This is a genomic window from Parathalassolituus penaei (genome assembly GCF_026626885.1).
Lineage (GTDB): Bacteria > Pseudomonadota > Gammaproteobacteria > Pseudomonadales > Oceanobacteraceae > Oceanobacter > Oceanobacter penaei.
This window is the reverse complement of record NZ_JAPNOA010000056.1, coordinates 200,294-218,493: the sequence shown is the minus strand read 5'-3', so window position 1 is coordinate 218,493 and position 18,200 is coordinate 200,294. Positions and strand designations below refer to the sequence as shown.

Sequence of the window (18,200 nt, the reverse complement as noted above, 5' to 3'; positions counted from 1 at the left end):
CAAAGAAAGCAGGCATCGAGTTATTCAGAGGGCCGCAAGGACAACATTGGTTGCGCAAACCTGAACGCTGCGTTTCAGCTTTGGCGTTGAGTGGAGCCGGTACGATTGTTACGGTGTGGGTTTTGGCGGGTAGTGGCAGTGGTTGCCATTATCCGAAGACACACAAGGAGCCCCTGATGTCTGCTGAATTCAAGCCGGTTGCGTACCTGAAAAACTCTTGCCCGTTCTGCTTCAAGTTTGTGATGTTTATGGCCGAAGCCGGGTTGATGGACAGTATTAACATCGTGCGTATTGATGGCGATAACGAAGAAGAGATGAACCGTTACCGCACGTTGCTGCAGGAAAAAACCGGCGCGACGGCGAGCTTCCCGACGGTGGAAATAGAACCGGGCCAGTTCAGCAGTGATTCCGAAGGTCTGATCCAGCACTTTGCGGCCCTGAAAGGCATTGATCCGACGACGCTGCCAGGTCTGGCTTATTACAAGGAAAACCTGTTCCCGGCTTACATCGCCCGCTTCAAGGAATTAAAAGCGCTGAAAGAAAAATTCGGCCAGTAAGGTTTATGGCTGATATGAAGGTGTCTGGCAGTTAACGCGACTGCCAGCGCATTTGTCGCCACAACGTCTGTTGTTGTGGATTCAGAAAGGTCCAGGCGATCAGGCGGCTGATCTTCTGGCCTTGCGCCATCTGGATTACCCGGCTTTCTAGCGCACCCACATGTTGCAGCAGCTTCTCAAACGCTGGCAGATTCGCCTGTTTGGATACCAATGAGGTGAACCAGAACACCTGGCTGCCAAACTGCTGGCTTTCTTCGATCATGCGACTGACAAACGCCAGCTCGCCACCGTCACACCAGAGTTCATTGTGTTGCCCACCAAAGTTCAGCCCCGGTTTTTGCTCGCCGGTTTTACCCAGATTGCGCCACTTGCGTTCGCTGCCTTCGAGCATTTGTTCTGCCGATTCGTGAAAAGGCGGGTTGCAAAGGGTCAGATCAAAGTAGTCGGCAGGGCCAATCACACCAGCAAAACAGCGATCAGCATGGTTCTGCTGAACCAGCCTGATCTGGCTGGCCATCGTCGGATTGGCGTTCAGCATGCGCTGTGCCGATGCCAGTGACTGCGGGTCGATATCCGAACCCACAAATTGCCAGCCGTATTCGCCCTGACCAATCAGTGGATAAATACAGTTGGCACCACAGCCAATATCCAACGCTTTTACCCGTTTCGCCGGTGGCACCTTGCCCTGATTCGCGCTGGCCAGCAGATCGGCGAGGTTATGAATGTAGTCGGCACGCCCTGGCACCGGCGGGCACAGGTAACCCTCCGGAATATCCCAGTGCTGGATGCCATAGGCTTCCTGCAGCAGCGCCCGGTTCAGGGTTTTCACCGCCTGCGGGTTGCTGAAATCAATGGTACTGATGCCCGCCGGATTCAACTGCACAAACAGCTGAAGTTCCGGGCAAGCCTGGGTCAGAACCGCAAAGTCGTAACCATTGCCATGACGGTTGCGGGGGTGTGGGCCCGACGGCTTTACCGCGGGTTTTGTTGCCGCTTTTGGGAGTGCCGGTTTGGTGATTGTAGGTTCTGTGCTTGTCAGTTTTGTGCTTGTCGGTTTTGTGGCCGGAGCGGACACACGTGTCTGGCGGGAACGGCGCTCATCTCCTGTACGGGAACGGGAGGCTGACGGGTTTGATGAATAAGCTGGTTTACGCGGCATGCTGATCGGCTGGCAGAAAAAACGGCCGACAGTATAGAGGCCTCAGCCCATGCGGGACAGTCGCAGAATGGTCAGGGTGGTTATTCGCGATTTGTCCTATACATTATGTTGCCCCACCGAAGGCCATCACGAAAATTTGCTGAGCGTGCCAGTATTCACACCAACACAGGCCCCACTCTGTGTCGGATAAAAACCGCCAGAACCGATAAGACTTCTGGCGCAACTTCAGTGTCGCCGGGTTGTTTACACCCGATGTCGTCGATGAAGTTCGTTTATTACTGACTCCCAGCTCTGATGGTGATTTGACCGGTCTGCTTCTGGAGCTTCTGGTTGGCTCCGCCATTGTTCATGACCTGGAGGATGACATACGCCCACTGCTATTGTCAGAGCAGGAATATCTTCGAACGCGGCAATACGCGCTTGAGTGCTTATGTAGTTTGAAGCAGGACTACAACCCGTACGGTGACCTGGCTGTTTTGATCTTTACCGCCAGTACAGAATCTTTAAAGCTGGCAGCACAGGCGATTGAATATTACTCGCCGTCTTCTTTTAGCAGAGAGTACCTTGCTGGTTTTCTTCGTGTCTGTATTCACCTATATCCGACAGAACGTCATCCAATCGAAAGTGTTGTCGGCAGTCGTTATTTCGTCAAGAAATTGATTGGCAGTTTCGACATTGATACTACTGAATATATTCTCGATTCATTGACGCAGGAACTCGCCTGCACCTGCGGTCAGAAGTTTTATTCCTGCAAGTGCCGAGTCACCATCAGCAAGGTGATCAGCATTTTATTGGATCGCTATTTTGAACTGAAAGAAGCACCGTTTGATTATGAAAAAATCTGGGGCTGGATGTGTGAGTTGAATTTTTCTGGCAGCGTTCGTGCAGATCAAAGCAAATCCGTCGAAGTTCTCCAAACCAATATGGAACTCAGGCATGGAATCATACGCCATGCGTTTTCAGGCCTGAACGACCATGAAATGATAAATTCAGTGATTTCCCGACTTGGATGGCACTCACATTCTGGTCTCACACTGACCACAGACGATTACCGATATATCATCGATTTTGCTTTCGAAAATGACAATGTCCCCCTCTGGTCTGCCTTTATGCAGCATCACATCCATAGAGCCAGCAAGGAATACCAAAAACCAAATGCTCTTCGACGGCATATGCGACTTCAGGCTCTCCAGAAGCCAGAACTGATGCGTCAATGGGTGAAGAATGAAAAAGCCTCTGTCAGACAAAACCTTGAACAGAATAAAACCGACTACAGACTGCATAGATCGTCAAAACGGTATACTCGAAAAAGACAAGAACAACACAAAGAAAACATTGAATACATACAGAAAAATCGAGAACTAATCAAAAGCGGAAAGCATCGAAGGGCCATTGAACAATTTGCAGCTGCCTTGCTTTTCAGCCCAGAAGAAATTGACGCAAGATTCGGCGACAAAAAATTAGTATTTGATGCTCTTTATAATTGCATTGACACGATCACTCCTGACCTGCCGACAATACAAAATGTTGCAAAATTAAAATGCGTTTCCAAGCATTTCCAGATAGTTCAAATTCTCCATGCCGCATGCTTGGCGCGCCTACGAATAGATGGCAACCTGGCTTCAGCACCAGCAGAGCCTTTATTTATACTCAAAGCAGATTCAAATATCCAATACCCTGGCAAATCTAACGAGGAGACTTCAACACTAAACGCCGAAATAAACAGACTGGCATTTTCAAATCCATCAGAGATTGAACGATTTTGCAGAGAATATATTGAACCTCAAATTGCCAACGCCACCTGCGAACACCCGAGCGTGGACCGACTTCGCAGCGACAAGATATTCAAAGATATTGCTCCAACTCTGGCTTTGGAGTGGCTGAGCAAATATACCAATATGTCTCCATTTGCACGTGACACTCTTTTTGATATTGCTGTCGACAGTACAAGCCAAGCCAAAGTCACAGAACTTGTTGCTCAAAAATGCGCAGAAATTCTCTACTCCCCGGTCCCAGAACAACCTGATGACGAACCGAAGGAATTGCGTAATTTCTGGTGCATAAGGGCTGCGTATTTCCTGAATGAAAGTGTTGGCCAACATTGGGATTGGCTCAAATCTGACAAAAATATGATTCTCGGATTTAACGAGCGCTCCGGCCGATTCATCGATCATGACGGAGCATCCTGGCCAAGGTTGACAGCCTCAAAAATCGAGGCACTTCTGGAGGCATACTTCACTCACTGGCCAAAGGTCGAACTTCCCAGTCATTGGGGCTCCGACAGCCCGCAGGAAGAAACAGCCTACCGTTTCCTGACCGATGTGGTTTCAGGTATCGCATCAGACACTCCAGAAAATGCCATCCCGGTATTGAAAAGACTATTGGCAAAAACTGTCTATACTGATCTTCATAATCAGATGAAAAGCATGCTTGCGGCACTCAAACGTAAACAGGCTCATAGAGATTTCCAACCGCCAAAACCTGCCGAGATTGTCCGGCTGCTGGATCATGACGACGTCGTAACTGTTGAAGGGTTACGTGCCCGAGTATTGCAGCAACTGAAAACGTACCAGAATGAAATCAACGGCGGAGAATTAAATCAGGTACGGCGTTTCTATGAAGATTTCAAGAAACCTGAAACCTATTTAAGAGAAGTCAGGTCAGCGGAGGTTATTGCCGAACACTTGAAATGGACTCTTGGCGGCCAGTTTTCAGTCAAGATTGAAGATCAGACCAAAGCGGCTCAGAGAATGGATATTACTGTGTCCAAAACCCTATCAGACAAGAAGCATTTACTAGTCATTGAAGTAAAAGGCCAGTGGCACCCGGAACTCTATACCGCTGCCAAAACCCAGCTGAAAGACCGTTATTCCATTCACCCTGATGCGGCAAATCAGGGAATATATCTGGTGCTCTGGTTCGGAACACACCTCGAAGTGAACGATAGAAAACACAAGATAACATCCGCTGATGAGCTAAAAACCAGCATTGAAGCAACCTTGCCGAATGAGTTGCGGGGTGCCATTGACGTATTTGTGCTGGATGTTTCGAATCCGTCCTAACCGGGTGAGGTGTCGATCTCGTCGAACCCGGTCCACCGCCGTTACCCGGTAAAATGCTCGTCCAGCTTATCCAGCAGCTCCAGCCCCTTGCGCTTGTCGCCCACAGCCGCCATCGCCCGAAAGCGGACTTCAGTATCAAACTCGGCGATGGCCTGCGTTGATAGCTCTTCAATCAGTTTGTTCATGCTGATTTTTCTGTGAGCTGCCAAAGCTTTCAGGCGATTATGTTTATCGTCGGGCAAGCGTACGGTTAATTTCGCCATTTCAAGGCTCCACAAAACAATCTCAGGATGATGATGGCAGAATGCCTGCAAGACTCAGTAAGAAATACACAATCTATCCAGCTCTCTCCAAAAGCATAGTTGCAACCAGAATCCTGCCCTTCAAGGATTCAGAGAATCAGGCAAGAAATCCGCAGGATCTTCATACCGCCCACCAGCCTCGTCGATGCATATTGGTTTCATCCAGTTTTTCTACCCAATGCGAGGTATAAAGCATGCATCTGACTCAAGAGTGGGACAAAACTTTCCCAAAGAGCGACAAGGTTGAACACCGCAAGGCCACCTTTACCAACCGTTACGGCATCCAACTGGCCGCCGATCTGTATGTGCCGAAAAATGCGGCAACCAGCGGCCTGCCAGCCATTGCGATCAGCGGCCCGTTTGGTGCGGTGAAGGAACAGGCATCCGGTCTGTATGCCCAGACCATGGCCGAACGTGGTTATGTGACCGTGGCGTTTGACCCGTCTTACACCGGTGAGAGTGGTGGCGAGCCAAGACACATCAGCTCTGGCGAGATCAACAGCGAAGACTTCAGCGCCGCTGTCGACTTTCTCGGCCTGCAACCGAATGTGGACCGCAACAAGATCGGTGCCATCGGCATCTGCGGTTTTGGTGGCATGGTGCTGAACGCCGCCGCCGTCGACAAGCGTATCAAGGCGGTGGTGACCACCAGCATGTACGATATGTCCCGGGTGATGTCGAAAGGTTACTTCGACTCCATGACCCCGGAACAACGTAACGATGCGCTGACCGCCATGAGCCAGCAGCGTTGGGACGATGCCGAAGCCGGTGCACCTGCGCTGTCCAACCAGGGTCTGCCAAGCGCCCTGAGCGGTGAAGAGCCACAGTTCGTCGCCGATTACTTCGACTACTACAAAACCCCGCGCGGCTTCCACCCACGCTCCATCAACTCCAATGGCAGCTGGACCATCACCTCGGCGTTCGCCCTGATGAACATGCCGCTGATGCGCTACGTGGACGAGATTTCACCACGCCCGATCCTGCTGATCGCCGGTGAAAACGCGCACTCCCGTTACTTCACCGATGACGTGTTTGATGCCGCCGAAGAACCGAAGCAGAAGCTGATTCTGCCGGGCATGGTGCATGTGGATCTGTACGACCAGCTCGACAAGATCCCGTTTGAACGCATCGACGCCTTCTTCGGCGAAAACCTGGCCTGATTCCTCTTATCGCTCTGATAACTGGCCAGATAGCAGTCCCCTGCCAGTACCGATGCTCTTCACGTCGCCGGTGAAGACATCTGTGCTGGCGCCTTATTCCGCTGACCCCACAAGGAATTCAGGCATGCATACCTTTCGCACTTCCCTCGCCTTCTGGGGCGCCGCTGTCGCACTGGTGATGACCTATGCCGCCTCGGCTTCACCCATTCCCCTTTATGAAACCTGGCGTTCAGTCGATGACCTCAGTTATTCCGACTTGTCGCTGAGTTCTGTGATCTATTTTGTCGGGGCAGTATCGGCGCTGCTGGTATTCGGACGCTTGTCGGATTACCTCGGCCGCAAACCAGTGGCCTTGCTGGCGCTGCTGTTGGCAGGCGTGGCGAGTGTGCTGTTCCTGTTTGTGCACAGCGCCTGGCCGTTGCTGACCGCACGATTGTTACAGGGCCTGGCCTGCGGACTGGCTTCTACTGCCATGACCGCATGGATCGTTGATACCACCAAAGCTGAACACAAAGCCCTGCCCGCCCTGATTATCAGCGTCAGCCCGCTGGTGGGGCTGTCGATTGGCAGCCTCGGCGGTGGCAGCCTGATCAACTTTGCGCCCTATCCGCGCACACTGGTGTTTGTGGTATCGCTGCTGTTGCTCGCTGCCAGTATGCTGGTGCTGCTGTTCGGACAAGAATCCGTGCACCGCAAGCCTGGGGTCAGGTCATCTCTGAAGCCGGTGTTTGGATTACCGAAAGAGGGTCGACACTGGTATCCGGCCGCTGCGATTGCCTTTAGCTGTACCTGGGCAGTGGGTGGTTTTTATCAGGCATTCGGCCCCACCATCGCCGCCGGGTATCTGCACTCCGGCACCCCGGTCGCCGCCGCCATTGTGTTTGCGTCGTTTATGCTACCCAGCGTTTTAGGCTCCACCCTTGCCGCCCGCTTCAGCCATCAGCGCGCCCTGATTATCGGCATGCTGGTGTTTATGCTGGCCATGATCGGCGTCGCCACCTCGTTGCATTTTGGCTTGCTGCTGCCGTTTTTGCTGTGCAGCGCCTGCGCCGGTGCGGCACAAGGTGCCACCATGAGTGGCGGGATTCGGAGCCTGATGAGTGGCGCCCAGCCCCATCAACGGGCCAGCACCTTCTCGGTGATTTACGCCACCGCCTACACCGGTGCTGCCATTCCGACCCTGATTGTCGGCCGCCTGACCAGCCACTTCAGCCTGCTGGAACTGGTGAGTGGTTACGCCGTGCTGGCCGTTGTTGGCTGGATGCTGGTCACGCTGCTGAACCTGCGAACACGACTAACCGCCGCTCAACAGGAGACAGCCCAGGTATGACCACACGGCTGATGACAATCAAACGCACGCTACTGGCGCTGGCTCTGGGGATCGTCACCAGCTGCGCCCAATCCGAAAACCCGACCAACATTCAGGAACATGCAATGAACATTGTGATGGAAATCGACGGCATCGAACTGCCAGGCACCCTTAACGACTCCGCCGCCGCCCGCGACTTCGCCGCCATGTTGCCACTCACCCTGACGCTGGAAGACTACGCCAGCACCGAAAAAATCAGCGACCTGCCGGGCAAACTCTCCACCGTTGGTTCACCGTCCGGCACCGCCGCCAAAGCTGGAGACATCACCTACTACGCACCCTGGGGCAATCTGGCGATCTTCTACAAACCGTTTCACCACGCCAGCGGCCTGATCAAACTTGGCAGCTTTGACAAGGGCGCACAGGGCCTGATGTTTAATGGCAAAAAAAACGTGGTGATTCGAGTGGTGGAGTAACAGACAAGCGACAAGGTTATAAAACAGTATCCAGTAAATATCGAAACGGTGCTTGATTCAGAAAATCAGCCAGATCCGCTGGTGAGTTATTGGCGATCTGATTCGCCTGCTTCAGCCACTTTTCCCGATCTCGCACCAGAGAGGCATCCTTGTTCAGCCCCAACATATCGCGAGTCTGAACCACAGGGTGCTTCTGTTTACGCGTCAGCGTAATGAGTGGCTCAATAAAACCATCGGTCGACAAGGTCCAGAATTGGTTACAGCCAGGTCCCGGTTCAATCGGCAGCAAACCATTCTTTTTCTTCTGGCCACAGGTCTGGTTATTAATGCAGCTATGAGCGTAGTTGCTGTAAACGAAGCACAGCTGTGGATGGGCATTATTCCCTGCTTTGGGTTTGATATGCTCAACCTGTCCTGCGTCAGGCTCCAGTGAGCGTTCACAGTAAACACACAATCCTCCCTGATCCTGATTGAGTGCAGCCTTCACGGCATCCTTGATAGGCCCGAATGCCAACGAATCAAAATCCTTCACCGTCAAATCCGGATGACTGGCAACAAAACCGGTTAACGCGGAAACCCCACCAGCACGATGCTGCAACTCAACCATAGCGAATCAACCTTCCCTGTTCTTCTTACGCTCCGCCAGAAACCGCCACGTCGTCAGGTCACTCTCGTGAAACTGATACCCCTCTTGCTCCAGCTGCTGCCAGAGTGTTTGTGCCTTAGGAGACGACTCCTGACCGGCTCGCACCAGCAGTTCGTATTCCCGAACCACACCCTTAAGAGCCAGCTCCGGCTCGGTATGCGTCGCCATGATATAAGCCAGCGCATCGCCCGACTCATGAGCCAGTGGGCTGAACCCGGGTTCAGCTATTGATATCTGACCATCATTCACCGCAAGAACCCGGATATAGCGTTTGGCAACGGTTGTCAGTACCTGCGGACTGTGGGTACTAACCACAAACTGAATTGCCGGGAAGGCTTCGCGAAGCTGCCCCACCACCACCTGTTGCCAACGCGGATGGAGGTGCATATCCACTTCATCAATCAATACCACGCCCTCTGTTTTACGCGCAGCTTCAACCCCCAGATGAGGATTTAGCTTGATGCAGCGATAGGCAATATCTCCGATCATCGCCAACATGCTGCGAATGCCATCGCTGAGCTGTTCAACCTCCAATACACCCTGATCACCGTGTGATAAAACCAGCGACCTGTCATGCGTGACACTGTACTCAAGTGAATGCCAGCCGGTACTTGGCCGCAAAAAACAGTCGATGGCCTGCTGAACCACTTTTACCCGGTCCTTTGCCGAGGTTAACGCTTCAGCATTCGGCTGGCCTTCAAGACCCTTTATTTGCTCTTCTCGAAGGCTCTCAAAGGCACCGATGAACCATTCCTTGAAATGCTTGTAGGAGGACGCCGGATCAAGGCAGTTCAGATAAGCAAAGGTACGAACACCAACATCGTCATCCGATGCATCATTTTTGGTTTTGGATATTTCAGTGAGTTTTTTCTGCGCCCACAGACGCCCGGTCCCGTAGTAGCCAAACACCGGCAAGTTAACCTGGCTCTCCAAATCCGGATCCCGTGTTTTGTCTTGCAAATCAGCGACCCACTGCTTGAGTGCCCTGGCATCACCTCGGTCTTTCGTCTGGCTGGAGCGCGATTCTTTATCCCGATAACGCTGCCAACAACTGATCTCGCCATTGCCGTAATCTCCGGTCAGGGATACGGTCGCGGGTAACTGACGGGCCATATTGCCATGAGCCATTCTGACCATACGAACATCAGCGATCGAGATACCATTGGCAGGGTCGGCCTTGGCATTTCTGGCAATATCAAAGCAGCTGACAAACGACCAAAGCCCAATGCGTATCGCATCCAGAACTGACGACTTACCCTGACCATTTTCGGCAACAAGCACAGTCAGCTGAGGATCAAGCTCCAGCTCAGCCCGTTGAAAACATCGAAAATTTTCAAGGTTCAGTCTTTCCAGTTTCATCAACCATCCTCAAGTACAGTCCTGCTCAATCGTGTCGCCACGGAACATAACTCCGCTGATCGACAACCACCATCAAAGTTGGCATCAGCATAATACAACAGCCACATTCCTGACGGCTCTTCTCAAATGCGGCACCTTGGCTTCGACACTATCCTAATAATGAAAATCTACAATCAGGTAACACGCTGGCTGAAATTATCGTGCCCTGTTGGCCATATTCAGACTTCACGACTGTATTAACCCATCACAGCTTTTCCAACCCATGACAATTCCTTGCAAGCTCGCCGGGAGTATTAACCCGGTCTTAACTATCAGACGTCCAGTATCGCTGTCATGAAACAAACAAGGACGCAGCGGCGGCCATCACCGGCCGCGCTGTGTACCGATCGTCTGACTGATCAAGTGGGTGTGTGTATGAAACGTATTCCTGTATTGCTGGCTGCTGGTACAACGCTGTCATTGCTGGCGGGTTGTTCCGACAAACCGGAGCCAGTGGCTGAAACCGAAAAAGCGGCCGAGAAAAGTTCTGCCATGGCCGACCAGGACCCGCTGGCGTTTCCGCCGCAGGGCTTTGTCGAAGAAACCCTCACCGTCAAAACCGACGCGGGTGAACAGACCATCACCGTCCACCGCTGGAACCATCTTCTATACGTCTCCAAACCCGTCGATGCCGACTACCAGAGCCTTGATGTACAAGTCCCCGTGGCCATTAACGGTAAACCCATTGATGCCAGCGCTGCGCCTATCGTTCTGAACATCAAGATTGGCGGTTATCGCTCGGTGAACAACCGCAACCCGGATGACGGTATGGGCCGTGGCCCACACGGTATGCAGCCACCGGGTGCCAGTATGGCAGCAGGCCCGGATGGCAAACCGGGCGAGCATGGCCCGCAAGGTGATCATGGTCCGAATGGAGATCACGGCCCGCGGGGCGATATGCCACCACAAGGCCAACGCCCGGGAGCCGAAGGTGGCAAGCCACCCCGTGGCCTCGCGATGGGTATGGGCATGGGTTCCGACAAGGCCAATCTGGCACTGGCCGCCGGTTACGTGGTGGTCACACCGGGTGCCCGTGGCATCAACAACCAGCGTGACGGCAAACCATACGGCATGGCCCCGGCGGGTATCGTCGACCTCAAAGCGGCCGTGCGTTATCTGCGTCATAACGATGCTGCAATGCCGGGCAACAGCGAATGGATAGTGTCAGCGGGTTGCAGCGCCGGTGGTGCCATGTCGGCCCTGCTCGGAGCCTCAGGCAACAACACCTGGTATCAGCCGTATCTGGATGAAATCGGTGCCGCCAACGCGCCCGACAATATCTTTGCCAGCGCCTGTTACAGCCCGATCACCGATATCAACCACTCCGACAGTTCTTATGAATGGTTCTTCGGCCAGATGCCGGTGAACGGCAAGCTGGTCGATCAGCCCCTGTCGGCCGAACTTAGTAATCAGTACGAGGCTTACCAGCAACAGCTGGCGCTGAGTGGTCTGGCCGGAGCAGATGGCAAACCGGGCGAAGCCATTACCGCCGCCAACTACGCCGAGTATTTCACCCGCACCTGGCTGCAACCGTCGGCTACGGCTTATCTGCAAGCTCTGCCTGCCGATCAGCGTGACGACTACCTGGCCCAGCACGGCTGGATTCATTGGGATGGCCAACAGGCGACCCTGGCGTTTGCAGATTACCGCAACGACATGACCCGCATGAAAGGCCTGCCAGCGTTTGATGACTTCGAGATGAAAGCGCCGGAAACACAGCTGTTTGCCACCGGCACCGACAAGGCCAATCACTTTACCGAGTTCAGTCTGCGTCATAGTGCTGGCGATAACGCCCAGCTGGGTGAGGAACTGCAACAGCGCATCAACCACATGAACGCCATGTATTTTACCGATGGCAAACAAAGCGATGTGGCGCAGCACTGGTGGCTGCGTAACGGCAGCCACGACAACAACAACGCGCCGATCGTTATGACCAACCTGGCCCTGAGCCTGGAAAATCATGGCAAGAACGTCAACAGCGCCGAGTTCTGGGGCGGCGGCCACTGCGCCGATGACGACCCGCAAGGCATGGTGAACTGGATCGGCCAGATCACCGGTTACCAGCGCTAAACGCTAGCCGGGTTACACCCGAAGCGGTGATGATCCTTGCTGATCATCGCCGCTGGCGGTTCCCGAGCTGCTAGTCCAACCCGGATTACAGGCCCAACTCACTCAGGCCCGGATGATCATCCGGGCGACGCCCCGCTTCCCAGAAGAACTTGCGCTCAGACTCCTGAATCGGCAGATCGTTGATGCTGGCAAAGCGGCGCTGCATATAACCGTCGGCGTTAAACTCCCAATTTTCATTGCCGTACGAGCGGAACCACTGGCCGGAATCATCACGCCATTCATAGGCAAAACGCACCGCAATGCGGTTGTCGGTATAGGCCCACAACTCCTTGATCAGCCGGTAGTCCAGCTCGCGTGCCCATTTGCGAGCCAGAAAGGCCTTCACTTCCTCACGACCACGCGGAAACTCGGCGCGGTTACGCCACTGGGTATCCTCGGTATACACCAGTGATACCCGCTGCGGGTCTCGGCTGTTCCAGGCGTCTTCCGCCATACGAACCTTCTGGATGGCACTTTCGAGAGTAAACGGCGGCAACGGTGGCTTTTGATCCATGATGAACTCCGGTGTAAATGGCAAAACCCAAGGTAGACAGATCTGTCTACATGCTTAAACTACCCTTTGTAGACAGAGCTGTCTACAATACCGACATGAACACAAACAGCCCCATCCCAACCGGCATACCGGCGCGCGAACGAATCCTCGTCACTGCCCACGACCTCTTTTACCGTCAGGGCGTCCGCGCAACCGGCATCGACCGGATCATTGCTGAATCCGGCGTCACCAAAGTGACCCTGTATCGCCACTTCCCCAGCAAGAATGACCTGATCCTCGCCTACCTCGATTATCGTCATCAGCTCTGGATGACCTGGTTTGATGCCGCACTGACACGCCACGGCAACCAGATTCAGAGCCTGGTTCCGGCCCTGCAGGAATGGTTTGAACGGCCAGATTTTCGTGGCTGCGCCTTTCTGAACAGCGTCGGAGAACTGGCCGAAGCATTACCCGCGGTGCTGGACATCACCCGCAACCACAAACAGGACATGTGGCAAGCCATTCTGCAACGCGCCAGCCGCGACCAACGTCCCATGCTGGAGCCAATGCAAAACGTCATCACCATCGCCATCGACGGCGCGATTATTCATGCCCAGTACGGCCAACAACCCACCGCATCACTGACGGCACTGCAACAGATACTGGAACGGGTATTACCCGCACAAGAAAAATGACCCGCCACACACCACCACGGCCGAACACCACGACCGCAGGATGCTAATAGCGCGAAGCGCGTATCACATCGAAGCCGCCAACCGCATCCTGCAGCCACACAACACCCAAACCGTAGGATGCTAATAGCGCGAAGCGCGTATTACATAGAACCGCCAACCGCATCCTGCGGCCACACGACACCACAGCCGTAGGATGCTAATAGCGCGAAGCGCGTATTACATCGAACCGCCCGGCCGCATCCTGCGGCTGCACAACACCCAAACCGTAGGATGCGAATAGCGCGAAGCGCGTATTACATCGAAACCGCCAACCGCATCCTGCGGCCATACAACACCACAGCCGTAGGATGCCAATAGCGCGAAGCGCGTATTACATCGAAACCGCCCGGCCGCATAACGCCCAGCAAAAACAAACCGCCAAAAATAAAAAAACCGCCCAAAGGCGGTTTTTTTTGTTACTCCCTGCCGCCCCACAAACACGGAACCGGCAGAAAACACATCCAGCAATTACTTGTAAAACGCTTCCACTTCGCCTTTCAGCTTCATCAGCAGCGGACGACCAAAACGATCCTTGGCAGTCGGCGAAGCCACTTTTACCCAACCTTCGCTGATGTTGTATTCCTCAACGTCAGTACGTTCCTTGCCCTTGAAACGGATACCGATGTCAAACTCGAAGCACGCCTCAACATAGTGCGGGCTGCGTGGGTTAATGGACAGGTGGTTAGGCAGTTCTGGTTTGGAATCAGACATAATCGGGATACGACCTTGTAGTCAGTTTAAGCTGGCACGGATTGTATATGGCGCCAGCCGTATTGCTCAACCAACACACCACCAACACACCACCAACACAACCCAGCTACACTCCGGCAGCAGCCGGGTCTTGCCGATAAAACAGACACATTTGTTCATACAGCTCGGGTAACGCCTGTTTCAGAGTATGCGGCGCCTCAAAGAAGGTTTCGCTGCACACCGCAAAAAACTCCGCCGGATTGGTCAGGCCATACGCATCAATCGGCAACACCGCATGGTGCATAGGGTGATGAAGCGCCGCCAGCGCCTGCAACTGCTGCCAGGCCGCCGCAAACACATCATGCCAATGCTGCGCGCTCATACCCGCATGCATCGGCGGCGCACCATTGGCCCCGTCATTCAGCATATCGAGCTTGTGCGCCAGCTCATGAATCACCACATTACCCGCCTTGCCCGAACGGGCGTGCGGACCACAATGCAGAATCGCATCCCACGACAGAATCACCGGCCCCCGACTCCAGGCCTCACCACTCAGGCCCGGCCCAACGGCATGCGTAACCCCATCTTCACTGCGATACGGCCGCTGCGGACGGAAATCACCCTCATACAGAATCAGCGTCTGCCAACCGTCGTACCAGTTCAGCCCCAGATTCAGAATCGGCACACACGCCATCGTCGCCACCTTCAGGCAAATCGGCCCCGTCAGCTCAAAATCCCGCCCCGACGCAAACACCTTATGCACCAGAAACCGCAACGACAGCTCGAACAGCTCATCACGCTCCGTCTCGGAATAACGAGCCAACAACGGCCAATCCGCATTGGCAGCATCCCAATCGGCACGGATAAACCCCATTTGCTGGATATGCCGCCGCTCCAGCCAATGCTCAATCGCCTCAAACACCTGAAGACTCCCGCAACAAACCACAGATAGAACCGCCAAACCGGCTAACGCCTATCAGAGCACAACGGACCGAAGGGAAAAAGCGGAAGACGAAGCCATTCGGGCGGAGAAGTCATGAGGGAGAAAAATCGTGCGCGAGCGAATGTACTCGCGAAGCCATAGTTGCTGACAGACCAGCAACGCTATTTGGCATCCGCATCAGAGAAGACGATAATTACGCACACCATAACCCTGTGCCCACGCCTACCTATGACCCCGACTCAATTCCAGTTGATGAAACCCAACCGTGCCAAAGCGCTGATGCTGGCCAAGCACGAAATATCAACGTTGGTTTACAACGCCATTCAACTCGAAAACATCAACTTCACCCTGCCCGAAGTCCAAACCATTCTGGACGGTATTACCATTGGCGGGCGCAAGCTGTCGGATCAGAACATCACCGCCAATCAGGGTAAGGCCTGGCAAGAACTCTTTGCCATGGTCAAAAACAATCTCTTCAAGGTTGATACAGACACGGCATTTAAACTGCACGCCATCGCAGGACATGAAGAAGCACTGGAATGGGGCAAGTTCCGAAGCGGCGGAGTGCTGATTGCCGGAACCGACTACACCCCGCCTCCAGCCAGTCAGCTGCCAAGCGAATTTGCCAACATGGTGGCCGAGATGGAGCAGATCAACGACATCTACGACCGCGCCATTCACGTTTTCCTCAGCATGGCACGCAACCAGTTCTTCTGGGACGTTAACAAGCGTATGGGGCGTTTTATGATGAACGGCATTCTGCTGGAGGCAGGCTACCCCGTGATCAACCTGCCCGCCAGCCGCCGTCTGGAATTCAACGAACTGATGCTGGAGTTCTACCCCACCGGCAATCAGCAACCCATGAACCAGTTTCTAAGATCCTGCCTTGACCCGAGAGTGATCGGGATAATGGCGGAGTGATTCACTGGGGAGCGTGGGCTGCTTGGCGGCAACCCGCCCCTGCCATCGAATACTAGAAACCGAGAGTTGAGCCCCGCACTGGCTCGTAGAGCACTAATAGCCGAAGGCGTATTACAAACGAGGCCAAAGCGAACTGCTATACGAGCATTAAGAATTGCTTTTGCTTATTAGTGAGATTTTCGTACCTTATCCCAAACTGGCTAACAAACAATCGATTCATTACGTCATTTCTTGCAGACTCCAAGACATTCTTCAATTGTTCAAAGTTACTACATTCACGGTAAACACCTAAATATCCAGAAACAACACCATCAAGCTTACCCATCAACCCAGATATATTAACATTATTCTTGGCACAATAATCCAAATCGCAGTACTGATATACCTTACACTTTACAGCATCAAGCTGTTTTTGAGTTACCTCAATAGCATATCCATCAGCTTTCCTAACCAATCCAAGTCCAAGAAACTCAACAGTATCCAAGGGCGATGCAATTATCGTCTTATTTTCCTCACCGATGGGATGAACTTCCAAACCTATTTTTGACAATTTCCCCACACAATATTCATGTATATCGCGGCAACCTTCCTCACTTCCAGAGAAAGCAACAAAATCATCTGCATACCTAACCATAGGTACTTTTTTACTCTGAATAGATCTATCAAAGTCAAGCAGCATCAAGTTAGCAAGATAGGGAGACATAGGCATTCCTTGGCGCAACCCCACCCCCTCATTAATATTCAATTTCTTTATACGCTTAGAGACAGCAGAGCCACCACAGTATATTTCCACATTAACAATACTTTCAATAATAGGATGCAATGCCTTTAATCGAATATTTTTCCTGACACTCTCCATTAACAAAAATCTATCAACACGATCAAAAAACGAAGTTATATCGGCCTTATAAACCCAATTAAGATCTCTCCTGTGCTCAACAGCCTTTTTCGCAGCCATCGAAACACTCCGCCCCCGAACAAAGCCGTAGCTAACATCATTAATGAAAGCATAGCCATTAATTGTAAGATAAGACAAAAGAGCACGTTGAACGAGTCTATCCACAACCGACGGAACGCATATAACCCTATCCTTGCCATTAGCCTTAGGAATAAAGTGCGGATTTAACAGAGAAGGCCGATATGATTTATCACGAAGTGATTGTGATAAGCGCAATATATTTCTTTTTTCATCTTCTTTAAATTTATTTATTGAAACTCCATCAAGACCAAAACTATCTCGCTTGCTCTTTTGGGAGTCATAAAGCATTTGCCCCCAAGCTTTTGACAAAAACTCAGGAGAGGAGAAACTATAAAGCGAATTTCTGGGCATGTGTGGACGCCTGAAATCAGGATGTCTGTGTCTCGCTGAAGCTATTAAGCCCTCAACCAGCGAGCATATGAACGAGTCACGGCACCTTGAGCATAGCCGTCGATCGTAGATCGTTGCGTAATCTCAATCGCCATCTTGCTGTTGCGATAATCTTCGCAATCAGTAGGCTGCCAATGTATCGCCTTACGCGCAACCTGCGAAACTGCAAATTGGGCGTGCGACAAACAAAGGTGTTTGCCAGCCTCACGAGTGTGAATGATTATCGATTGCGCTTCGATTCTCAAGTTATATTCCAACTGCATTCTAATGTCTCCAGTAAGAGTTACATCCAACTGACTAGCAGCAAAAATGCCGCACGAGAACGCCATAACCTTCAAACACTTCAGCACAAGTTGAATTGCCGAGCCCGCAGCCTGCCTTAGGCACACTAATAAAGCGTTACTGGCCTCTCTAGCTTTGTTGAGGGCAAGAGACCAGGTATTGGCGATCACGGCACCTTGAGCATAGCCGTCGATCGTAGATCGTTGCGTAATCTCAATCGCCATCTTGCTGTTGCGATAATCTTCGCAATCAGTAGCACGCCAATGTATCGCCTTACGCGCAACCTGCGAAACTGCAAATTGGGCGTGCGACAAACAACAACAGAAAAGAATATAAAGGCAATTTTTTCTATTTCAAGAGCGAGGGACATCTCAATAACGCTGCACCGCTCTGTACAAGTGCTATAGAACGTGTAAGCAAGACAGCGATAGACAAGTCCTTTTCAAACTCGCCAACACCGATCAAACGCGGTGCAGGCCCGTCCTTTGGGGCTTTAGAGATGGTGAAGAATCTCGATAAGCAAGAGCGAGCACCGAGTTGGCCAGATGGTTTTAGGTTAAATTCTGTTTCAATTAACTCTCCCCCATACA

Annotated in this window: 17 protein-coding genes; 8 read left to right on the top strand and 9 right to left on the bottom strand. The window is 52.6% G+C overall.

The genetic code is table 11. The features are described from left to right. Positions 1–176: 176 nt before the first annotated feature. Positions 177–557: a hypothetical protein gene (locus OUO13_RS15720; RefSeq protein ID WP_283174846.1), complete on the top strand. Its 381-nt coding sequence runs from the start codon at positions 177–179 to the stop codon at positions 555–557. 31 nt (positions 558–588) lie between these two features. On the opposite strand, the gene rlmF is transcribed toward OUO13_RS15720, so the two are convergent. Further along, the gene (rlmF, locus tag OUO13_RS15715) at positions 589–1,575 is read right to left on the bottom strand and encodes a 23S rRNA (adenine(1618)-N(6))-methyltransferase RlmF (protein WP_283175042.1); all 987 of its coding nucleotides are present in this window, start codon (positions 1,573–1,575) and stop codon (positions 589–591) included. 380 nt (positions 1,576–1,955) lie between these two features. On the opposite strand from rlmF, the gene OUO13_RS15710 reads away from it, so the two are divergent. Next, complete coding sequence (locus OUO13_RS15710) at positions 1,956–4,778, top strand: hypothetical protein (RefSeq protein WP_283174845.1); 2,823 nt, start codon at positions 1,956–1,958, stop codon at positions 4,776–4,778. Between the two features lie 41 nt (positions 4,779–4,819). On the opposite strand, the gene OUO13_RS15705 is transcribed toward OUO13_RS15710, so the two are convergent. Next, on the bottom strand, positions 4,820–5,041 hold the full coding sequence (locus OUO13_RS15705) for a toxin-antitoxin system HicB family antitoxin (RefSeq protein ID WP_283174844.1): 222 nt from the start codon (positions 5,039–5,041) through the stop codon (positions 4,820–4,822). A gap of 233 nt (positions 5,042–5,274) precedes the next feature. Between OUO13_RS15705 and OUO13_RS15700 the strand changes: the two genes are divergently transcribed. The 3 genes from OUO13_RS15700 (at position 5,275) to OUO13_RS15690 (ending at position 8,025) form a co-directional block, all read left to right on the top strand. Further along, complete coding sequence (locus OUO13_RS15700; protein ID WP_283174843.1) at positions 5,275–6,240, top strand: alpha/beta hydrolase; 966 nt, start codon at positions 5,275–5,277, stop codon at positions 6,238–6,240. A gap of 124 nt (positions 6,241–6,364) precedes the next feature. Beyond that, positions 6,365–7,570, top strand: coding sequence for an MFS transporter (locus tag OUO13_RS15695; RefSeq protein WP_283174842.1), 1,206 nt, complete (start codon positions 6,365–6,367; stop codon positions 7,568–7,570). After that, positions 7,567–8,025: a cyclophilin-like fold protein gene (locus OUO13_RS15690; RefSeq protein ID WP_283174841.1), complete on the top strand. Its 459-nt coding sequence runs from the start codon at positions 7,567–7,569 to the stop codon at positions 8,023–8,025. Before OUO13_RS15695 ends, OUO13_RS15690 begins: the two co-directional genes overlap by 4 nt. A gap of 16 nt (positions 8,026–8,041) precedes the next feature. On the opposite strand, the gene OUO13_RS15685 is transcribed toward OUO13_RS15690, so the two are convergent. Beyond that, entirely contained in the window at positions 8,042–8,632 is a 591-nt protein-coding gene (locus OUO13_RS15685) for a retron system putative HNH endonuclease (RefSeq protein WP_283174840.1), read from the bottom strand. Positions 8,633–8,638: 6 nt separating this feature from the next. Next, on the bottom strand, positions 8,639–10,030 hold the full coding sequence (locus OUO13_RS15680) for an AAA family ATPase (RefSeq protein WP_283174839.1): 1,392 nt from the start codon (positions 10,028–10,030) through the stop codon (positions 8,639–8,641). Positions 10,031–10,444: 414 nt separating this feature from the next. Between OUO13_RS15680 and OUO13_RS15675 the strand changes: the two genes are divergently transcribed. Next, complete coding sequence (locus OUO13_RS15675) at positions 10,445–12,139, top strand: subtype B tannase (protein WP_283174838.1); 1,695 nt, start codon at positions 10,445–10,447, stop codon at positions 12,137–12,139. A gap of 85 nt (positions 12,140–12,224) precedes the next feature. On the opposite strand, the gene OUO13_RS15670 is transcribed toward OUO13_RS15675, so the two are convergent. Further along, the gene (locus OUO13_RS15670; RefSeq protein ID WP_283174837.1) at positions 12,225–12,692 is read right to left on the bottom strand and encodes a nuclear transport factor 2 family protein; all 468 of its coding nucleotides are present in this window, start codon (positions 12,690–12,692) and stop codon (positions 12,225–12,227) included. Positions 12,693–12,787: 95 nt separating this feature from the next. Between OUO13_RS15670 and OUO13_RS15665 the strand changes: the two genes are divergently transcribed. After that, positions 12,788–13,366, top strand: coding sequence for a TetR/AcrR family transcriptional regulator (locus tag OUO13_RS15665; RefSeq protein WP_283174836.1), 579 nt, complete (start codon positions 12,788–12,790; stop codon positions 13,364–13,366). A 507-nt stretch (positions 13,367–13,873) separates the two neighbouring features. Here the strand turns inward: OUO13_RS15665 and OUO13_RS15660 are convergent. Beyond that, a complete protein-coding gene (locus OUO13_RS15660; protein WP_283174835.1) occupies positions 13,874–14,116 on the bottom strand; it encodes a DUF3297 family protein in 243 nt (80 codons plus the stop codon). Between the two features lie 106 nt (positions 14,117–14,222). Beyond that, entirely contained in the window at positions 14,223–15,017 is a 795-nt protein-coding gene (locus OUO13_RS15655; protein ID WP_283174834.1) for a M90 family metallopeptidase, read from the bottom strand. A 162-nt stretch (positions 15,018–15,179) separates the two neighbouring features. Between OUO13_RS15655 and OUO13_RS15650 the strand changes: the two genes are divergently transcribed. Next, positions 15,180–15,959, top strand: a complete 780-nt coding sequence (locus OUO13_RS15650) for a Fic family protein (protein ID WP_283174833.1) — start codon at positions 15,180–15,182, stop codon at positions 15,957–15,959. 136 nt (positions 15,960–16,095) lie between these two features. Here the strand turns inward: OUO13_RS15650 and OUO13_RS15645 are convergent, their stop codons facing one another. Both OUO13_RS15645 and OUO13_RS15640 read right to left on the bottom strand, forming a co-directional pair. After that, on the bottom strand, positions 16,096–17,289 hold the full coding sequence (locus tag OUO13_RS15645; RefSeq protein ID WP_283174832.1) for a reverse transcriptase domain-containing protein: 1,194 nt from the start codon (positions 17,287–17,289) through the stop codon (positions 16,096–16,098). A 44-nt stretch (positions 17,290–17,333) separates the two neighbouring features. Beyond that, positions 17,334–17,834 (bottom strand): hypothetical protein, encoded by a 501-nt coding sequence (locus OUO13_RS15640; protein ID WP_283174831.1) that lies wholly within the window; start codon positions 17,832–17,834, stop codon positions 17,334–17,336. Positions 17,835–18,200 lie beyond the last annotated feature (366 nt).